Origin of the sequence: Massilia sp. MP_M2, from assembly GCF_039123635.1 — a bacterium.
GTDB lineage: Bacteria > Pseudomonadota > Gammaproteobacteria > Burkholderiales > Burkholderiaceae_D > Telluria.
This window is the reverse complement of sequence record NZ_JBCHJF010000003.1, coordinates 442,411-459,463: the sequence shown is the minus strand read 5'-3', so window position 1 is coordinate 459,463 and position 17,053 is coordinate 442,411. Positions and strand designations below refer to the sequence as shown.

Sequence of the window (17,053 nt, the reverse complement as noted above, 5' to 3'; positions counted from 1 at the left end):
CACAAGAAAAAATAGCGCTTTCGATATTTTTTCGAAAAACCCCTTGCAGACCCTGAAAGGCACCCTCTATAATTCGGTCCTCTTCGACGCAATGACAAGCGTCAGTAGACATCAACGAGATGGGCGCTTAGCTCAGTTGGTAGAGCGGATCCCTTACACGGATTAGGTCGGGAGTTCGAGCCTCTCAGCGCCCACCAAGCATCTCGACGATGGATCGAAGGATGATCATCGTAAAACGGAGTGGTAGTTCAGTTGGTTAGAATACCGGCCTGTCACGCCGGGGGTCGCGGGTTCGAGCCCCGTCCGCTCCGCCAGCATCACTGAAGAAGGGTCCGATTCGTCGGGCCCTTTTTCTTTTTCTGCTTCTGTTTCTGCTTCTTGTTTGTGCGCCGGTGTGCATCACGGCCAGCGCCTGGCTTTTACGCTAGGCCCGCTTGCGCACCAGCTCCCCGATCTCCACCCGATCCCGCCCCGCGCGCTTGGCCGCATACAGCGCATGGTCGGCACGCGCCATCGCCCCGCCCAGATCCTCGTGCGGATCGAGCACCACCGCGCCAATACTGACCGTCATCCGGTAGGTCGGGCCGCTGGTGATGATCGTCGCTTCGCGGATCGCGCGGCGCAGCCGCTCGGCAGCCTGCACCGCCCCATCGAGGTCGGCGCCGGGCAGCAGCAGCGCGAATTCTTCACCGCCCAGGCGGCCGATCGTTTCGTGCGCACGCAGGATCTGCCGTACGGTGCGTGCGAACACGACCAGCGCCTCGTCACCCGAGGCATGGCCCCAGCGGTCATTGATCTGCTTGAAGTGGTCGATGTCGATCATCAAGAGGCCCAGGCCGGTACGCTGGCGCTGGGCCAGCAGGCGCGCACCATCGGCATGCTCCAGGAATGCATGGCGGTTGGGTAGTCCGGTCAGGGAATCGGTGGTGGCCAGCTTCGCCATGCGGTGATCGTCCTTCTGCTTGCACAGCAACAAAAAGCCGAAGCCGTTGACGATCATGAGCAGGTAGCCCGTCAGGTACACCACCTGCTGGGCGGCGCCAGGATCGAGCGGGCCCTTGCCCAGCCATCCCGAAACCACCCAGACGACGACGGCCGTGGCGAACAGCGCGTCATTGACGCCGATGATCCGCTGCAGCAGCGAAGCGCTGCGCCGGCGCAGCAGCGCCCATGCCATGGCGGCAGCGAAGAATGCCACCACGGCGCCCACGAGCGCACTGAGCTGGACATGATTGGCCCCACGCGCTGCAGCCGCCAGAACGATGGCAGAAGACAGTAGCGTGATCGGCAACAGCACCCGCCCCCAGCGTGCGAAGCCGAAGAACACACAATAGGCCGCCATTTCAAGCGACATTGCCAGAATCCAGACGATGCCCTCAAGGCCGACGACCACCGGCAAGCCCAGCACCGGGCTCGCCCAACCGATCAGCTGGCTCACGCCCATGCCAAGCCGCGCCCACATCCACAGGCGCAGCCCGGCACTAGGCGCCGCGCCGTGGGTGTAGCCCGCCATCAGAATCGCAAAGCCGACGTTGCCGATGGCGAGCGCAAGAAGAAAAGTCTGTATATCAATCACTGCCTGTCCTTGAAAAGGCACTTGCGGTCCGCCTCGCCTCCCAGCGCCCGCCGAAATTACAAAACAACCATTTATGTTGCTCTAAGGAACTATGTTACACGTTTTCCAATTTGGTCGAGCGCACGCTTGACGCCTTCTATGGACAGGCCGCCACACCACCGTGCGCACGCGACGCTTTTTGATGCGTGGCAGCATACGATCGCGGATAATCAAACAGACAACAGACCGCACCACCCTGGAGCACGCCTTGATTTTTCGTTTTCTCAAACCGCCGCGCATGTCGCCGCGCCTGCATCGGCTCAAGAGCTCATCGCTGTTTGCTGCGCTCACGCCGCTGGAATTGAAGATCGTCGATGGCTTGCTGCACGAGCGCCGCTATCTGAAAGACGAAATCATGTTCGACGAGGGCGAAGAAGGCCAGGCGCTGTATCTGTTGATGAGCGGCCGGGTGCGCATCAGCCGCCTGCACGAGGGCATGACGCAGGTCGTGGCCGAACTTGAGCCGGGCGGCTTCTTCGGCGACCTGGCGCTGCTCGACAACTCGCCCCGCAATGCCCAGGCACGCGCGCTCGAACCGTGCGAAGTGGCCGTGTTCTTCCGCGCCGACTTTCTGGGCCTGATGGAAACCGACGCCGTCATCGGCTACAAGATTTCGCTGGCACTGGCGCGCCACATTGGTCTGCGCCTGCGTGAATGGATGGGCACCGGCAGGCCGCAGCTGGAAGCGCTGTGAGCACCCACCTCGACCCTGCCCACGGCCCCGAGCGCGCCGGCCCGGTCGTCTGGACCGGCATCATCGGCGGCACCTGCCTGCTCCTGCTCGTGGTCCAGAAGCTGCTCTGGCTCGCCCTGCCCTTCATCTTGGGCGCTGTCCTGTACTACATCCTGCTGGGCCCGATGCAGCGCATGGTGCGCGCGGGCTTTGGCCGCAACGCCGCCGCGCTGTGGGTCTGCACGCTGTTCTTCACGCTGACCGCGCTGGCGCTGACGGCGGCCATGGCCTGGGGCGACGGCCCCGAAGAAGATTCGTGGGAAGCGACGATCGGGCTGTATCTCGACGGCGGCGTCGCCTTCGTGCGCAATTCGATGGGGTTGCTGGAAGCGAAATTCCCGCTGCTGGCCGAGATGCGCCTGACCTCGACCGTCAACCGGGCGTTCACCAACTACACCAACGACTTCGCGCAGAACCACCTGGGCGACATCGTCGTGGGCATCGTGACCTGGGTGCCGTCGCTGTTCCTGGCGCCGTTCCTCAGCTTCTTCCTGCTGCGCGACGGTGTGCGCTTCAAGAAGTTCCTGGCGCGCGCGGTACCGAACGCCTACTTCGAGCCGGCGCTGTACCTGCTGCACGAAGTCGACCAGACCGCGCGCCGTTACTTCGAAGGGCTGCTCAAGCTCACGGTGCTCGACACGATCGTGCTGGCGCTGGGCCTGTGGATCATCGGCGTGTCCTCGCCCCTGCTGCTGGGGCTGATCTCGGCGGTGCTGGCCTGGGTGCCGTTCGTCGGCTCGATTGCCGGCTGCGCGCTGGTGGTCATCGTCGCCTCGACCGATGCGCCGGGCGACCCGCTGATGGCCTACGGCGCCATTGGCGTGTTCGTGCTGGTACGCCTGCTGGACGACTTCATCTTCATGCCGGCCACGCTGGGGCGCAGCCTGCACATCCATCCGCTGGTAACCGTGCTGATGATCTTTGTCGGCGGCATGCTGGCGGGCGTGGTGGGGTTGATGCTGGTGCTGCCGCTGCTGGGCGTGGTGATGGTGATCGGCGAGACGCTGGGCGTTCTGGTCACGCATCCGCGCTTGCGGGCACGGCACCGCTATGCAAATTCATTGCGCACGCGGCAGGCCAGCATGGACCTGGACATCGCGCGCGAGCGGCGCGGGGCGCCCACGCCGAACGCGAATCTCAAGAAGCCGCTATAGGGCGCTCCGGCACGAATGCCGTAGGGTGGGCGGGTTTCCCGCCCACGCGTTCAAACCAGCTTCGCACTGTGGCATGCCAGGTTATGTTGAACGCGTGGACGGCGTCGCCGTCCACCCTACTTGCGCACGGTCTTCGGCTTGGCCTTGATGGTCGACAGGATCGACGGCTTGACCTTCGACGGCGGCGCCATGAACGGCGTGGTGGCCGGCGTACGGTCGGTGCGGCCGCGTGGTGCGCCGGCGCCCATCGTGCGCTTCGGTGCGCCATCGGCTGGCCGCCCTTTCGGTGCCATGCCCGGCCCGCGGCGCTCTTCGCGCAGCGAACCAGTGGCCATCTCGCCACCCGGCGCCGGTATCAGGTGCCGGTCGCTGTTACCGATCAGGTCGCCACGGCCCATGCGATACAGGCCTTCGCGCAGGATCGGCCAGTTCTCGGGATCGTAATAGCGCAGGAACGCCTTGTGCAGCTTGCGCGTCTTGCCGCTCTTTGCCGTCTCGACGATTTCCGAATCCTCGGTCACCTTCGCCAGCGGGTTGCGGCGCGAGTGGTACATGGTCGTGGCCATCGCCATCGGCGTCGGCGTGAACGTCTGCACCTGGTCGAGCTTGAAGTTGTTTTTCTTCAGCCACAGCGCCAGGTTCAGCATGTCTTCGTCGGTCGAGCCCGGGTGGGCGGCGATGAAGTACGGGATCAGGTACTGCTTCTTGCCGGCTTCGAGCGAGTACTTGTCGAACATGCGCTTGAACTCGTCATACGCGCCGATGCCCGGCTTCATCATCTTCGACAGCGTGCCGGCTTCGGTATGCTCCGGCGCGATCTTCAACAGGCCGCCCACGTGGTGGGTGACCAGCTCTTTCACGTACTCGGGCGAGCGCACGGCCAGGTCGTAGCGCAGGCCGGAACCGATCAGGATCTTCTTGATGCCGGGGATCGCGCGCGCCTTGCGGTACAGCGAGATCAGCTTGCTGTGGTCGGTGCCCAGGTTGCTGCAGATGGTCGGGTACACGCACGACAGGCGGCGGCAGCTTTCCTCGATCGTCTTGTCCTTGCACGCGAGGCGATACATGTTCGCGGTAGGGCCACCCAGGTCGGTGATGGTGCCGGCGAAGTTCTTGGTCGTGTCGCGGATCAGTTCGATTTCGCGCAGGATCGACGGCTCGGAACGGCTCTGGATGATGCGCCCTTCGTGCTCGGTGATCGAGCAGAAGGTGCAGCCGCCGAAGCAGCCGCGCATGATGTTGACCGAGTAGCGGATCATTTCCCAGGCCGGGATGTGCGCCTTGCCGTAGCTCGGGTGCGGCGCGCGGGCGTAGGCCATGTCGTAGACATTGTCCATCTCGTCCATCGCCAGCGGCAGCGGTGGCGGGTTCAGCCAGACATCGCGGTCGCCGTGCGCCTGCACCAGCGCGCGCGCATTGCCCGGGTTCGACTCGAGGTGGAACACGCGCGACGTGTGCGCGTACATCACCGGGTCGACGCTGACGGTTTCAAAGCTCGGCAGGCGCACGACGGTCTTGGCCGCTTTTTCGCGGGCCGCGGCCTGGCGCTGCTCGCGCGTCATGATCATGATCGGCTTGACCTCGGGCTCGGGCGCGGCGTTGTCGAGCGCGCAGGCTGTCGGGTCTTCCAGCGCCATCGCGTACGGGTTCGGCTGCTTGTCGATGCGGCCCGGCACATCCACGCGGGTGGAATTGTGGACCGACCACTCTTCGTCCGGCAGCCAGCCCAGCGGTACCAGGAAGGCGGTACCGCGCAGGTCGCGAATCGTCTTGATGTTTTCACCCGCAGCGATGCGGCGCGTCAGGTCGACCAGCGCGCGCTCGGCATTGCCAAAGATGAGCAGGTCGGCTTTTGACTCGAACAGCACCGAGCGGCGCACCTTATCGGACCAGTAATCGTAGTGGGCGATGCGGCGCAGCGAGGCTTCGATGCTGCCGGCGATCACCGGCACGCCCGGAAACGCTTCACGGGCGCGCTGGCAATAGACGGTCACGGCGCGGTCGGGGCGCTTGTTCGGCGCGCCTTCCGGCGTGTAGGCGTCGTCGGAGCGGATCTTGCGGTCGGCCGTGTAGCGGTTGACCATCGAATCCATATTGCCGGCAGTGACGCCCCAGTACAGATTGGGCTTGCCCAATGCGCGGAACGGCTCGACCGAGGTCCAGTCGGGCTGGCTGATGATGCCGACCCGGTACCCCTGCGCTTCGAGCAGCCGGCCAACCAGCGCCATGCCGAAGCTCGGATGGTCGATGTAGGCGTCACCCGTGATCAGGATGATGTCGCACGAATCCCAGCCCAAGGTGTCCATTTCGGCGCGGGACATCGGGAGGAAGGGTGCGGTCGGGGCGCGGCTGGAGCGCTTGGCGACCGTCGCAAAGAGATTGGCAGGGGAGTTCATTGAACGGCATTGTACCGGAAAACCATTTACGGAGCATGGAAGGCCCCGAAAAATGGCTTAAAATCAATGACTTGTGGCTATTCCGCCTACTTTTTCGGCAGGGTGAATCAGATACCCATGTTCGACAGGATCTGGCCCAGCTCACGCAAGCCATGCTCGACGCGCGGGTGGCGGGCGGCAAAACGGGCTGCCAGCTCCTGCGTGCGCGAGCCCAGGCCATAGGTATTGGCATCGAGCTCTTGCTCGGCGCGGCGGTCGAGCACTTTCTCGATGTCGCCATCGAGCTGGCGCAGCAGCGTTTCCAGTTCGACATCGGTCTCACCGGTTTCCTGCAGTGTGCGGTGCAGGGCTTTCAGGCGTGCCTTCAGATCGGCATCGTGTTCGGGTTGCATCGTGATCTCCGTGGATTGGTCGATTTCATTGTAAGGCATGGGGCGTGTGGAGGAGAACACGGCCGTGCGGAAGGCGCAAAGGATCATTGAACGCGTGGACGGCAGAGCCGTCCACCCTACGGTCAATTCACCAACGACCGGCCAAAACACCCGTAGGGTGGACGGATTCTCCGTCCACGCGGTGATAGCGACCGGTCAATTCACCAACGACAGGCCAGGACACCCATCAGTTACCCGTCAAGCCACGACGCTCCAGCAGCGGCTTGATATCCGCATCCTTGCCGCGGAAATTACGGTACATCTGCATCGCGTCCAGCGTGCCGCCACGCGAGAGCAGCGTCTTGCGGAAATGCTCGCCGTTCTTGCGCGTCAGGCCGCCATTGGCCTTGAACCACTCGACCGTGTCGGCGTCGAGCTTCTCGGCCCACAGGTAACCGTAATAGCCGGCCGAGTAGCCCCCCGAGAACGTGTGCGAGAAGTACGTGCTGCGATAGCGCGGCGGCACCAGGGCGAAGTCAACGCCGGCTTTCTTGAGCGCCTGCGCCTCGAACGCCAGTACATCGGTCGGAATCTGGTTCGGCGCCAGCTGGTGCCAGGCCTGGTCCAGCAGCGCAGCAGCCAGATACTCGGTGGTGCGGAAGCCTTCGTTGAACTGCGACGACGCCTGCACCTTGTCCAGCAGCGCTTTCGGCATCGGCTCGCCGGTCTGGTAATGCTTGGCATAGTTGGCCAGCACTTCCGGCCAGGTCATCCACATCTCGTTGACCTGTGACGGGAACTCGACGTAGTCACGCGGCACGCGCGAACCCGAGAAGCGCGGGTACTGCACGTCCGAGAACATGCCGTGCAGCGCGTGGCCAAATTCGTGGAACGTGGTGCGCACTTCGTCGTACGTCAGCAGCGTCGGCTCGCCGGCGGCCGGCTTCGGGATGTTCAGGTTGTTGGCGATGACAGGCTTCGTGCCCAGCAGCTTGCTCTGGCTGGCCCAGGCATTGGCCCAGGCACCGCCACGCTTGTTCGAGCGGGCATACGGGTCGAACGTGAAGATCGCCAGTTGCTTGCCATCGACGTCGAACACGTCGAACACGCGCACGTCGTCGTTGTAGCCAGGCAGGTCCTTGCGCTCCTTGAAGGTGATGCCGAATTCCTTGGTGGCGGCAAAGAACACGCCATCGACCAGCACGCGGTTCAGTTCGAAGTACGGACGCAGCTGGCTGGCGTCGAACGCGTAACGCTCGGCGCGCACCTTGTCGCTGTAGAAGCTCCAGTCGTGCGCGGCGGCCTTGAAGCCGCCTTTTTCGGCGTCGATCACCTTCTGGATGTCAGCCGCTTCCTTCTTCGCGTTGTTCACGGCAGGCGTGGCCAGTTCGGCCAGCAGGCTATTGACGGCGCCGGTGGTCTTGGCGGTCTGCTCTTCCAGGTTGTAGGCAGCGTGGTTCGGGAAGCCCAGCAGCACGGCACGTTCGGCGCGCAGCTTGGCGATCTGCAGCACGGTGTTGCGGGTGTCGAATTCACCGCCACGGCTGCCGCGCGCCATCGATGCGGCCAGCAGTTTTTCGCGCGTGGCGCGGTTGGTCAGCACCGACAGCGATGCCTGCTGGGTGGTGTTCACGACCGGCAGGGCAAACTTGCCATCCAGGCTGCGTTTTTTTGCTTCGGCAGCGGCGCCGTCGATGGCCTTGTCGCTCATGCCCGCCAGTTCGGCGCGCGAACCGACCACCAGCGCCGAGGCGTTGGCTTCTTTCAGCGTGTCTTGGGCGAACTTGGTCTGCAGGGCGGCCAGCTGGCTGTTGAAGGCCTTCAGCTTTTCCTTGTCGGCGTCCGACAGCTTGGCGCCGGCGCGCTCGAAGTCATTGTTGTAGCGGTCCAGCAGGTAGGCCGATTCGCTGTCGAGCTTCAGGCTGGCGCGCTTGTCGTACAGCGCCTTGATGCGGGCGTACAGCTTGCCGTTCAGGCGGATCGCGTCGCTGTGCTGCGACAGCTTCGGCGCGATGTCGCGGCCCAGCGCGATCAGCGTGTCGTTGGTGTAGGAACCCGACAGCGTGCCGAAGGCGGTGCTCACGCGGTTCAGCATGCGGCCCGAGCGCTCCATCGCCACGATGGTGTTCTCAAACGTCGGCGCCGCCTTGTTGTTGGCGATCTTCTCGATCTCCGCCGTGTGCTGGCGCATCGCCTCGGCGTAGGCCGGAGCGAAGTGCTCGTTCTTGATCTTGTCCCAGGCCGGGTAGTTGTATTGCAGGCTGCTCTCTTTGGCGAACGGGTTGCTCGCGTCGAACGGTGCCGCGGCGGTCATCGCTGCGGCAGGCGCCGGCGCCTGCGCGGCAAACGCGAAATTGGCGACGGCGGCGCTGACGGCGGCGGCCAGGATGATGTGGGTACGTTTCATGTTCTTGTGCTTTTCACGATAAGGATAAGGACCTGCTGGCAGCCGGCGCAAACCGGCTGCCCTGGCGTCAATTCAGGCCGCGGCGCTCGAGCAGCGGCTCGATGACCGGATCGCGGCCACGGAAGGCGCGGTACATCTCGACCGCATCGACGGTGCCGCCTTTTGACAGCACCATGTTGCGGAAGCGGTCGCCGTTCTTGCGCTGCAGGCCGCCGTTTTCCTTGAACCACTCGCCGGCATCGGCGTCGAGGCGCTCGGCCCACAGATAGCTGTAGTAGCCGGCCGAATAACCGCCGCCCATCGCATGCGAGAAGTACGTGCTGCTGTAGCGCGGCGGGACCGGTGCGAAGTCCAGGCCCGCGTCCTTCAGCGCCTGCTGCTCGAACGTCTTCACGTCGGTCGGGATGGCCTTGGAGCCCAGCTGGTGCCAGCGCTGGTCGAGCACCGCAGCGGCCAGGTACTCGGTGGTGCGGTAGCCTTCATTGAACTTCTGCGACGCGCGCAGCTTGTCCAGCAGTTCCTTCGGCATCACGGCGCCGGTCTGGTAATGCTTGGCGTAGCTGGCCATCACTTCGGGCCAGGCCATCCACATCTCGTAGACCTGCGATGGCAGCTCGACATAGTCGCGCGGCACGCTGGTGCCCGAGAAGCGCGGGTACTTGACCTTCGAGAACCAGCCGTGGGTCGCGTGGCCGAATTCGTGGAACGTCGTGCGCACCTCGTCCCAGGTGAGCAGGGTCGGCTCGCCTGGGGCCGGCTTGGTCAGGTTCAGGTTGTTGGTGATGACCGGCTTCTTGTCGAGCAGGAAGCTCTGGTTGACCAGCGAACTCATCCATGCGCCGCCGCGCTTGTTCGGACGCGCGTACGGGTCGACCACGAAGATGGCCAGGTGGGCGCCATTTTCTTCGAACACGTCATACACGCGCACGTCGGCGTCGTAGGTCGGCAGGTCGGTGCGGCGCTTGAAGGTGATGCCCCACAATTTGGTCGCGGCGAAGAACGTGCCTTTTTCGAGCACGTTGTCGAATTCGAAGTACGGCTTGAGCTGGTCGGCGTCGAACGCGTACTTGGCGGTGCGCACCTTGTCGCTGTAGATCGCCCAGTCCTGCGCGGCCAGCTTGAAGCCGCCCTTTTCCGCATCGATCACGGCCTGGATCTCGGCCCCTTCTTTCTTCGCGTTGCGCACGGCCGGCGCGGTCAGATCGCCCAGCAGCTTGTTGACCGACGTGGTGTTCTTTGCCGTCTGGTCTTCGAGCGAGTAGGCGGCGTAGTTCTCGTAGCCCAGCAGCTCGGCACGTTCGGCGCGCAGCTTGGCCAGTTGCAGCACGACGTCGCGGTTGTCGAATTCGCCGCCACGGTTGCCGCGGATCATCGACGTGGTGAGCAGCTTTTCGCGCGTGGCGCGGTTGGTCAGCACGGCCAGCGGCGCTTGCTGCGTGGTGTTCACAACCGGGATGACGAACTTGCCTTCCAGGCCGCGCTTGGTTGCCTCAGCGGCAGCCGCGTCGATGGCTTTCTCGGGCAGGCCGGCCAGTTCGGCGCGGGTGTCGACGACAAACGCCGACGCGTTGACTTCCTTGAGCACGTTCTGGCTGAACTGGGTCTGCAGCGCGGCCAGCTTGCCGTTGTACTCCTTGAGCTTGACCTTGTCGGCAGCGGACAGGTTGGCGCCGGCGCGCACGAAGTCCTTGTAATAGCGCTCGAGCAGGAACGCCGATTCGGCGTCCAGGCCGAGCGTGGCGCGCTTGTCGTGCAGGGTCTTGATGCGCGCGAACAGGGCCGGGTTCAGGCGGATCGCATCGCTGTGGGCCGCAAATTTTGGCGCCAGGTCCTTGTCCAGTGCCTGCAGCGTGTCGTTGGTGTACGAACCGGTCAGCGTGTAGAACACGGCGCGCACGCGGCCCAGTAACTCGCCCGAGCGCTCCATCGCCACGATCGTGTTGTCGAACGTCGGCGCCGCCTTGTTGCTGGCGATCTTGCCGATTTCAGCAGCCTGCTCGCGCATGCCTTCGTCGAATGCCGGCGCGAAGTGCTCGTTCTTGATCTTGTCGAAAGCCGGGTAGCCATACTGCAGGGTGCTCGGCTTGGCGAAGGGATTCGAGGCCGGCAGCGCTGCGCTGGCCGACTTGGAAAATGCGAGGGTGGCAAGGGCAACGCCGGCTGCGATCAGCAGCAGTTTTGGACGGTTCATGGAGTCTCTTGTGCAATGGAAGAAAAAGGGTAGCTCAATGGCGCTGCGCGCCGCCGGCACCGCTCGTGACGGTACAGGCGGCGCGCAGGCATCAGTCGTTCGACGGCGTCGCGGTCAGGCCGCGGCGTTCCAGCAGTGGGCCGATGACCGGATCGCGGCCACGGAAATTGCGGAACAGGTCCATCGCTTCTTGCGTGCCGCCGCGCGAGAGCAGCGTCTTGCGGAAATGGTCGCCGTTCTTGCGCGTCAGGCCACCGCTTTCGGTGAACCACTTGACCGTCTCGGCGTCCAGGCGCTCACTCCACAGATAGGCGTAGTAGCCGGCCGAATAGCCGCCGCCCATCGAGTGCGAGAAGTACGCGCTGCGGTAGCGCGGCGGCACCGGAGCGTATGCAACGCCGGCATCGGCCAGCGCCTTCGCTTCGAAGCTGAGCACGTCGGTGGGCACCTGGTTTGGCGTGATCTGGTGCCAGCGCTGGTCGAGCAGCGCTGCGGCCAGGTACGCCGTGGTGGTGTAGCCCTGGCCGAACTTCTTCGACGCGACGACCTTGTCCAGCAAGTCCTTCGGCATCGGTGCGCCGGTCTTGTAATGCTTGGCGTAGTTGGCCAGTACTTCAGGCCAGGTCACCCACATCTCGTTGACCTGCGACGGATACTCGACGAAGTCGCGCGGCACGTTGGTGCCCGAGAATTTCGGGTATTTCACGTCCGAGAACATGCCGTGCAGCGCGTGGCCGAATTCGTGGAACGTCGTGACCACTTCGTCATACGTCAGCAGCGTTGGCTCGCCGGCTGGCGGCTTCGGAATGTTCAGGTGGTTGCCGATGACCGGCTTCTGACCCAGCAGGTGCGATTGCGAGACGTACTCGTTCATCCAGGCGCCGCCCTGCTTGTTGCTGCGTGCGTACGGGTCGAAGATGAAGATCGTCAGCAGCTTGCCGTCGACGTCGTACACGTCGAAGGTACGCACGTCGGCGTCGTAGGTCGGCAGGTCCTTGCGTTCCTTGAACGTGATGCCGTATTCCTTGGTCGCGGCGAAGAACACGCCATCGACCAGCACGCGGTTCAGTTCAAAGTACGGGCGCAGCTGGCTGTCGTCGAAATTGAATTTCTCGGCGCGTACCTTGTCGGCGTACAGCGGCCAGTCCCAGCTTGCCAGCTCGAATTTGCCGCCGTCTTTGTTGATCGCGGCCTGGATCTCGACGGCTTCCTTCTTGGCATTGTTCACGGCCGGCTTGGCCAGGTCGCCCAGCAGCTTGTTGACGGCGGCCGGATTGCGCGCGGTTTCCAGTTCTTGCGAATAGGCCGCGAAGTTCGGATAGCCCAGCAGCACGGCGCGTTCGGCGCGCAGCTTGGCCAGGCGCAGCACCTGTTTGGTCGTGTCGAATTCGCCGCCCTTGGTGCCGCGCTCAAGCGAGGCTTTCATCAGGCGCTCGCGCGTGGCGCGGTGCGTCAGGGTCGACAGGCCAGGCTGGATCGAGGTGTTGACAATCGGGATCGCGAACTTGCCCTTCTGGCCGCGTTGCGCGGCTTCAGCAGCAGCGGCATTGATCTCGGCATCCGACAGGCCCGCCAGTTCGGCGCGGGTGTTTACGATCAGGGCGGCGGCATTCGCGCCCTTGAGCACGCGCTGCGAGAAGTCCGACTGCAGCGAGGCGATCTCGCCGTTGTAAGCCTTCAGCTTGGCCTGGTTGGCCGCCGACAGGTTGGCGCCGGCGCGCACGAATTCCTTGTAGTAGCGCTCGAGCAGGTGCGTCGATTCGGCATCCAGACCCAGCGAAGCGCGCTTGTCGTGCAGCGCCTTGACGCGCGCGAACAGCTTCGCGTTCAGGTGGATTGCATCGGTGTGCGCCGCCAGCTTGGGCGACATCTCGCGATCGACCGCGTCGAGCGTGTCGTTGGTGTTAGCGCCGTGCAGGTTGCTGAAGGTCGCGTTCACGCGCGCCAGCAACTGGCCGGATTTTTCCAGCGCCACGATCGTGTTGTCGAACGTCGGCGCCGCCTTGTCACCGGCGATGGCGGCGACTTCGCGCAGTTCTTCGCGCATGCCGGCAGCGAACGCAGGCAGATAGTGCGCATCCTTGATCTTGTCGAACGCCGGGTACTGCAGCGGCAGGCTGCTGGGCTTGGCGAACGGGTTGGAAGCGTCGAGGGCGGGTGCGACAGGTGCTGCGATGGCGGAACACGCCAGCGCGACGCCGGCTGCCACGATGAGCAGTTGAGGACGGATCATGAGGTCTTTCGCTAACACTGAGGAAGGGCGCTGTCGCCAGTGGCTCGACAGCAGTGCGCTGAAGATCATAGCAGGCTTGCATGGCACTTGTAACAATTAAAAAGTAGCGCAATGTATCAATCCGCAGCCCCTGTATTGACGTGCATACGGTGAGCGCCGTGCTAGCATCGGGGCCCTTTTGCGGTCTCTTTGCGGCGCTTTTTCATGACCCTTTCTTCCTCTTCCTTCGACGCCATCGTGGTCGGCACCGGCCCTGGCGGGGCCAGCGTCGCGCGCGAACTGGCCCGCGCCGGCAGCCGGGTTTTGATGCTCGAACAGGGCGGCGCCGCGCCGCTAGCCGGCACCGTCACGCAGATGGCATCGATGGCGGCCGTGCCCGGGCGCGGCGCGTTCATCCATCGCGATGCGTCGCTGCTGGTGAGCGGCACGACGCTGGGCGGCAGCTCGGCGGTCAACTTCGCCACTGCGGCCGCGCCGCCGGCGGCGTACTTCGCCGCGTATGGCATCGACCTGGCCCCGAGCCTGGCCGAACTGCGCGCGGAGCTGCCGCTCGCACCCCTGCCCGATACGCTGATCGGCCCCATGGCCACGCGCATCATGACGGCGGCGCGCGCGGCCGGCATCGACTGGCACAAGCTCGACAAGATGATCCGGCCGGCGCTGTGCCGCAGCGGCTGCTGGCGCTGTACCTATGGCTGCCCGTACGGCGCCAAGTGGAGTGCCCGCGATTTTGTCGAGCAGGCGATCGGCCTCGGCGCCACGCTGCAGACAGGCAGCCGCGTCACGCGCGTGCTGCTGGAACAGGGCCGTGCAAGCGGTGTCGAGGTCAGGCAACACGGGCAATTGCAGACGATCCATGCACCGCTGGTGATCCTCAGTGGCGGCGGAATCGGCAGCCCGCGCATCCTGCACGCCTCAGGACTGGGGCCGCGCGATGCGCCGTTCTTCAGCGATCCGGTGGTGGCCGTGATGGGCAGCGTGACCGACATCGATGGCGGCGCCGAAGTGCCGATGGCGGCCGGCTGGCATGACCCGCAGGCCGGCATCGCGCTGGCCGACCTGACCTTGCCGCGCCCGATGTACCAGGCCTTCGCGGCGCAGGTCGGACGCGTGGACCGCTTGTTCGCGCACCGGCGTACCCTGAGCATCATGGTCAAGATTCGGGACACCATCAGCGGGCGCATCGGACCGCGCTGGGCCGACAAGCGCCTGAGCGCTGGCGATCGCGTTCGCCTGCAAAAGGGCGAACTGATGGCGCGCACGATCCTGCAGGCGGCCGGCGCGCGGCACGTGTTCAAGAGCTGGCATTTTGCGGCGCACCCGGGCGGCAGCGTGCGCATCGGCGCCGGCGTTGATGCCGATCTGCGCACGCGTGCGCCGGGTGTCTATGTGTGCGATGCGTCGGTGATCCCGCAGCCATGGGGCTTGCCGCCGACACTCACGCTGCTGTGCCTGGGCAAGCGCCTGGGGCAGCACCTGGCGCGTGTCGAATGACTTAATAGTGTGGAGGGCGTTCGTTGAGTGGTGCCTGGCCGGCATCGCGCAGCGAGCGCAGGTGGTCGGCCAGCTTGCCGACCATTGCCTCGAGCTCGTCGATACGGCGCTCCTGGCGATAGATGGTCTTGTTCAGCTCATCGAGCAGGTCTTCCTGCTGGGAGAGCTTGATTTCAAGATTGACGAAACGTTCTTCCTGGTCCACGGCGCACTCCGGTAAAGCCGGCATTATGCCAGCATGGCCGGGGGCGCCGTGCACCTGGCAGGTCAGGCGTAGGGAATGAAGTCCAGGCCCTTGCCGACCGTCTCGATAACGAGCGCCTGGTTTTCCGGGCTTTCGCTGAACTCGATCACCAGCTGTTCCCGGCCGAGGCGACCGATTTCCGCCGTCCAGTACAGCAGGCCGCCGGCATCCGGCTCGCGATTGAGCACGTTGTCGTACAGCTTGTAGATGAACTCGTCATTGCTTGGCGCGGCGCCATACAGCGTGTCGAATTCCGGCGCTTCCATGAAGCCGGCAGCGATCGTGGTCAGCAGCGTGCCGTTATCGAGGTGCTTGGTCCAGAAGCCCAGGCCACCTTCGTCCGACTCGCGGCCCATGATGGCCTGGTACAGGCGGAAGATCTTGGCCGAATTGTCGTCGATCGCTTTCCAGCCATCGTTGAACTGGATGCGCTCGACGTTGAACAAGCCGTCGACTTCACCATTGGCACCCGTTACCGAGTAGCCCCAGGTTTCCTTCTTGACGGCGAAGTCGGCGCGCGCGCCGCCAAACACCACGGTATCGATGCCGGCGCCGGCGTCCACGGCGGTGCTGCCGGCGTTCATGACGATGGTGTCGGCGACGGCGGTGCCGGCCTGGTAGCCTGCATGCGAAATCGATACGGCAGCCGTGACTTGTCCGGCGCGGGCATTGCCGGCCAGGTCCAGCGACGTCACGATCACGTTGTAGCTACCGTTTGGCAGCGGTTGCGACGTCAGCGACCATGCACCATTCGCGCCCACCACGGCGCTGCCGATCTTGGTGAAGTCGCCGTCGCGATACAGTTCGATCGTGGTGCCGGCTTCGCCGCTGCCGCTGAAGACGGGCTTGTTGCCGCCCGCGGGCATGGCGATATTCACGGTCGGGATCGTTGGTGGCGTGGCGTCGATGTGGAACGTGACGCCGCTGCTGCCCGTCGACGCGTTGCCGGCCGCATCGGTGGCAGTGGCGTAGGCGCGGTAGTTCAGGCCGTCGGCCAGCGCCACGGTCGAACGGGCGCTCCACAGGCCATTGGCATCCGCCGTGGCGGTGGCGATGACCTGCTCGTTGAGATAGACCTTGACCGTCGAATAGGCTTCCGCGGTGCCGTTCATGCCAGGCTGGCTGCCGCGCGCATACAGGTAGCCGTTCTGCGTCACGGCCATCACCGGCGGTGGCGGCGCCACGTTGTCGGTCGCCACATTCGCGCGCTCGACGCGCATGTCGGCAAACTGCAGCCATTCGATATCGCGCAGCGTATCGGTGCCGTCGGCCCCCGCCACCGCCAGCGCGCCATCGGCCAGCGTGGAAAATGCATACCCATCGCGGTTGCCATTGAAAATGGCCGTGTCCGTTCCTGCGCCGCCGTCCATCATGTCGTTCCCTCCGTTGCCCTGCAATATGTCGTTGAATTGGGTGCCGGTCAGGGCGTCGTCCTTGTAGCTGCCCGTCAGATAGCGTGCGCCCGTCGTGCTGTTGATGCCGAGCTCGCCGCGCAGGCCGTCGCCACCATACAGCCAGTTCAGTGCCGCGACGTCGTAGGGACGGTAGGTGCTGTGCCAGCCGCCGACGCTGGTATACGACATGATCGTATTGCTCGTGTTGTCTTCGCTGTCGGGGAGCACGGCCAGGTTGTCATCACCGGGTTCGGGGAACGGGTGCTTCAGGCCCAGGGCGTGGCCCAGTTCGTGCAGCAGGGTTTCGTAACCCTGGCCGCCGGCCGTCAGATCCTGGGTCATCGCGCGCCACTCGACATTGTCCAGGTAGATGTAGGCGTTGGCGTTATACGCGGTCAGCGTGGTTTCGGTGCCGGTCCGCTGCGACAGCCAGCTGTTCAGGCCCGTCGTGCTGGCGCCATCCAGGTTCAGATTGGCCAGATGGAACTGGGCGCTCGTGCCGGACGCCGTTTCCTGGAATTGAATCCCGGTCACTTGCTGCAGATAATTGAACGCCGTCCGGGCATTGGCCTGCTGGGAGACGCTGAATGCTTCCTGGCCAGTCCGGCCGCTTTCGTTGCCCGCAGTGGTCGAGAACGTGTAGAACAGGACGTTGGCGTTGTTATTGCTGAGGAAGTTCCAGTCGGGCCCCTTGTCCAGCAAGGCGTCGATATGGTTCAGTCCCGTAAGCGGGGTGACGGTGATGTCGGAAGGAGTTGCCATGAATCAGTCAATAATAGTTGCAGCAAGGTAAATGCCGTGGGAATTTAGATATCAAAATC

General features: G+C 64.3%; 11 protein-coding genes and 2 tRNA genes. 5 read left to right on the top strand and 8 right to left on the bottom strand.

The genetic code is table 11. From position 1 onward, the window contains the following. Window positions 1-121: 121 nt before the first annotated feature. Both RCH14_RS09785 and RCH14_RS09780 read left to right on the top strand, forming a co-directional pair. Window positions 122-197, top strand: a tRNA-Val gene (locus RCH14_RS09785). A gap of 40 nt (window positions 198-237) precedes the next feature. Then, window positions 238-314: transfer RNA gene (locus RCH14_RS09780), tRNA-Asp, on the top strand. Between the two features lie 110 nt (window positions 315-424). On the opposite strand, the gene RCH14_RS09775 is transcribed toward RCH14_RS09780, so the two are convergent. Continuing rightward, on the bottom strand, window positions 425-1,576 hold the full coding sequence (locus RCH14_RS09775) for a GGDEF domain-containing protein (RefSeq protein WP_343025929.1): 1,152 nt from the start codon (window positions 1,574-1,576) through the stop codon (window positions 425-427). A 247-nt stretch (window positions 1,577-1,823) separates the two neighbouring features. On the opposite strand from RCH14_RS09775, the gene RCH14_RS09770 reads away from it, so the two are divergent. After that, entirely contained in the window at window positions 1,824-2,309 is a 486-nt protein-coding gene (locus RCH14_RS09770) for a cyclic nucleotide-binding domain-containing protein (protein ID WP_221290483.1), read from the top strand. After that, window positions 2,306-3,502: an AI-2E family transporter gene (locus RCH14_RS09765; RefSeq protein WP_343025928.1), complete on the top strand. Its 1,197-nt coding sequence runs from the start codon at window positions 2,306-2,308 to the stop codon at window positions 3,500-3,502. Before RCH14_RS09770 ends, RCH14_RS09765 begins: the two co-directional genes overlap by 4 nt. Before the next feature lie 116 nt (window positions 3,503-3,618). Here RCH14_RS09765 and RCH14_RS09760 read toward each other — a convergent pair whose 3' ends face one another. From RCH14_RS09760 to RCH14_RS09740, 5 genes are all read right to left on the bottom strand, one after another. After that, entirely contained in the window at window positions 3,619-5,898 is a 2,280-nt protein-coding gene (locus RCH14_RS09760) for a YgiQ family radical SAM protein (RefSeq protein WP_343025927.1), read from the bottom strand. A 107-nt stretch (window positions 5,899-6,005) separates the two neighbouring features. Then, entirely contained in the window at window positions 6,006-6,290 is a 285-nt protein-coding gene (locus RCH14_RS09755) for a DUF4404 family protein (RefSeq protein WP_343025926.1), read from the bottom strand. A gap of 226 nt (window positions 6,291-6,516) precedes the next feature. Beyond that, the gene (locus RCH14_RS09750) at window positions 6,517-8,676 is read right to left on the bottom strand and encodes a M3 family metallopeptidase (RefSeq protein WP_343025925.1); all 2,160 of its coding nucleotides are present in this window, start codon (window positions 8,674-8,676) and stop codon (window positions 6,517-6,519) included. A gap of 67 nt (window positions 8,677-8,743) precedes the next feature. Next, window positions 8,744-10,867 (bottom strand): M3 family metallopeptidase, encoded by a 2,124-nt coding sequence (locus RCH14_RS09745; RefSeq protein ID WP_343025924.1) that lies wholly within the window; start codon window positions 10,865-10,867, stop codon window positions 8,744-8,746. Between the two features lie 91 nt (window positions 10,868-10,958). After that, a complete protein-coding gene (locus RCH14_RS09740; protein WP_343025923.1) occupies window positions 10,959-13,100 on the bottom strand; it encodes a M3 family metallopeptidase in 2,142 nt (713 codons plus the stop codon). Window positions 13,101-13,304: 204 nt separating this feature from the next. On the opposite strand from RCH14_RS09740, the gene RCH14_RS09735 reads away from it, so the two are divergent. Beyond that, window positions 13,305-14,594, top strand: a complete 1,290-nt coding sequence (locus tag RCH14_RS09735) for a GMC family oxidoreductase N-terminal domain-containing protein (RefSeq protein WP_343025922.1) — start codon at window positions 13,305-13,307, stop codon at window positions 14,592-14,594. A 1-nt stretch (window position 14,595) separates the two neighbouring features. On the opposite strand, the gene RCH14_RS09730 is transcribed toward RCH14_RS09735, so the two are convergent. Both RCH14_RS09730 and RCH14_RS09725 read right to left on the bottom strand, forming a co-directional pair. Beyond that, on the bottom strand, window positions 14,596-14,799 hold the full coding sequence (locus RCH14_RS09730; RefSeq protein WP_183555154.1) for a SlyX family protein: 204 nt from the start codon (window positions 14,797-14,799) through the stop codon (window positions 14,596-14,598). 62 nt (window positions 14,800-14,861) lie between these two features. Beyond that, complete coding sequence (locus RCH14_RS09725) at window positions 14,862-16,994, bottom strand: DUF4214 domain-containing protein (protein WP_343025921.1); 2,133 nt, start codon at window positions 16,992-16,994, stop codon at window positions 14,862-14,864. Between the last annotated feature and the right edge of the window lie 59 nt (window positions 16,995-17,053).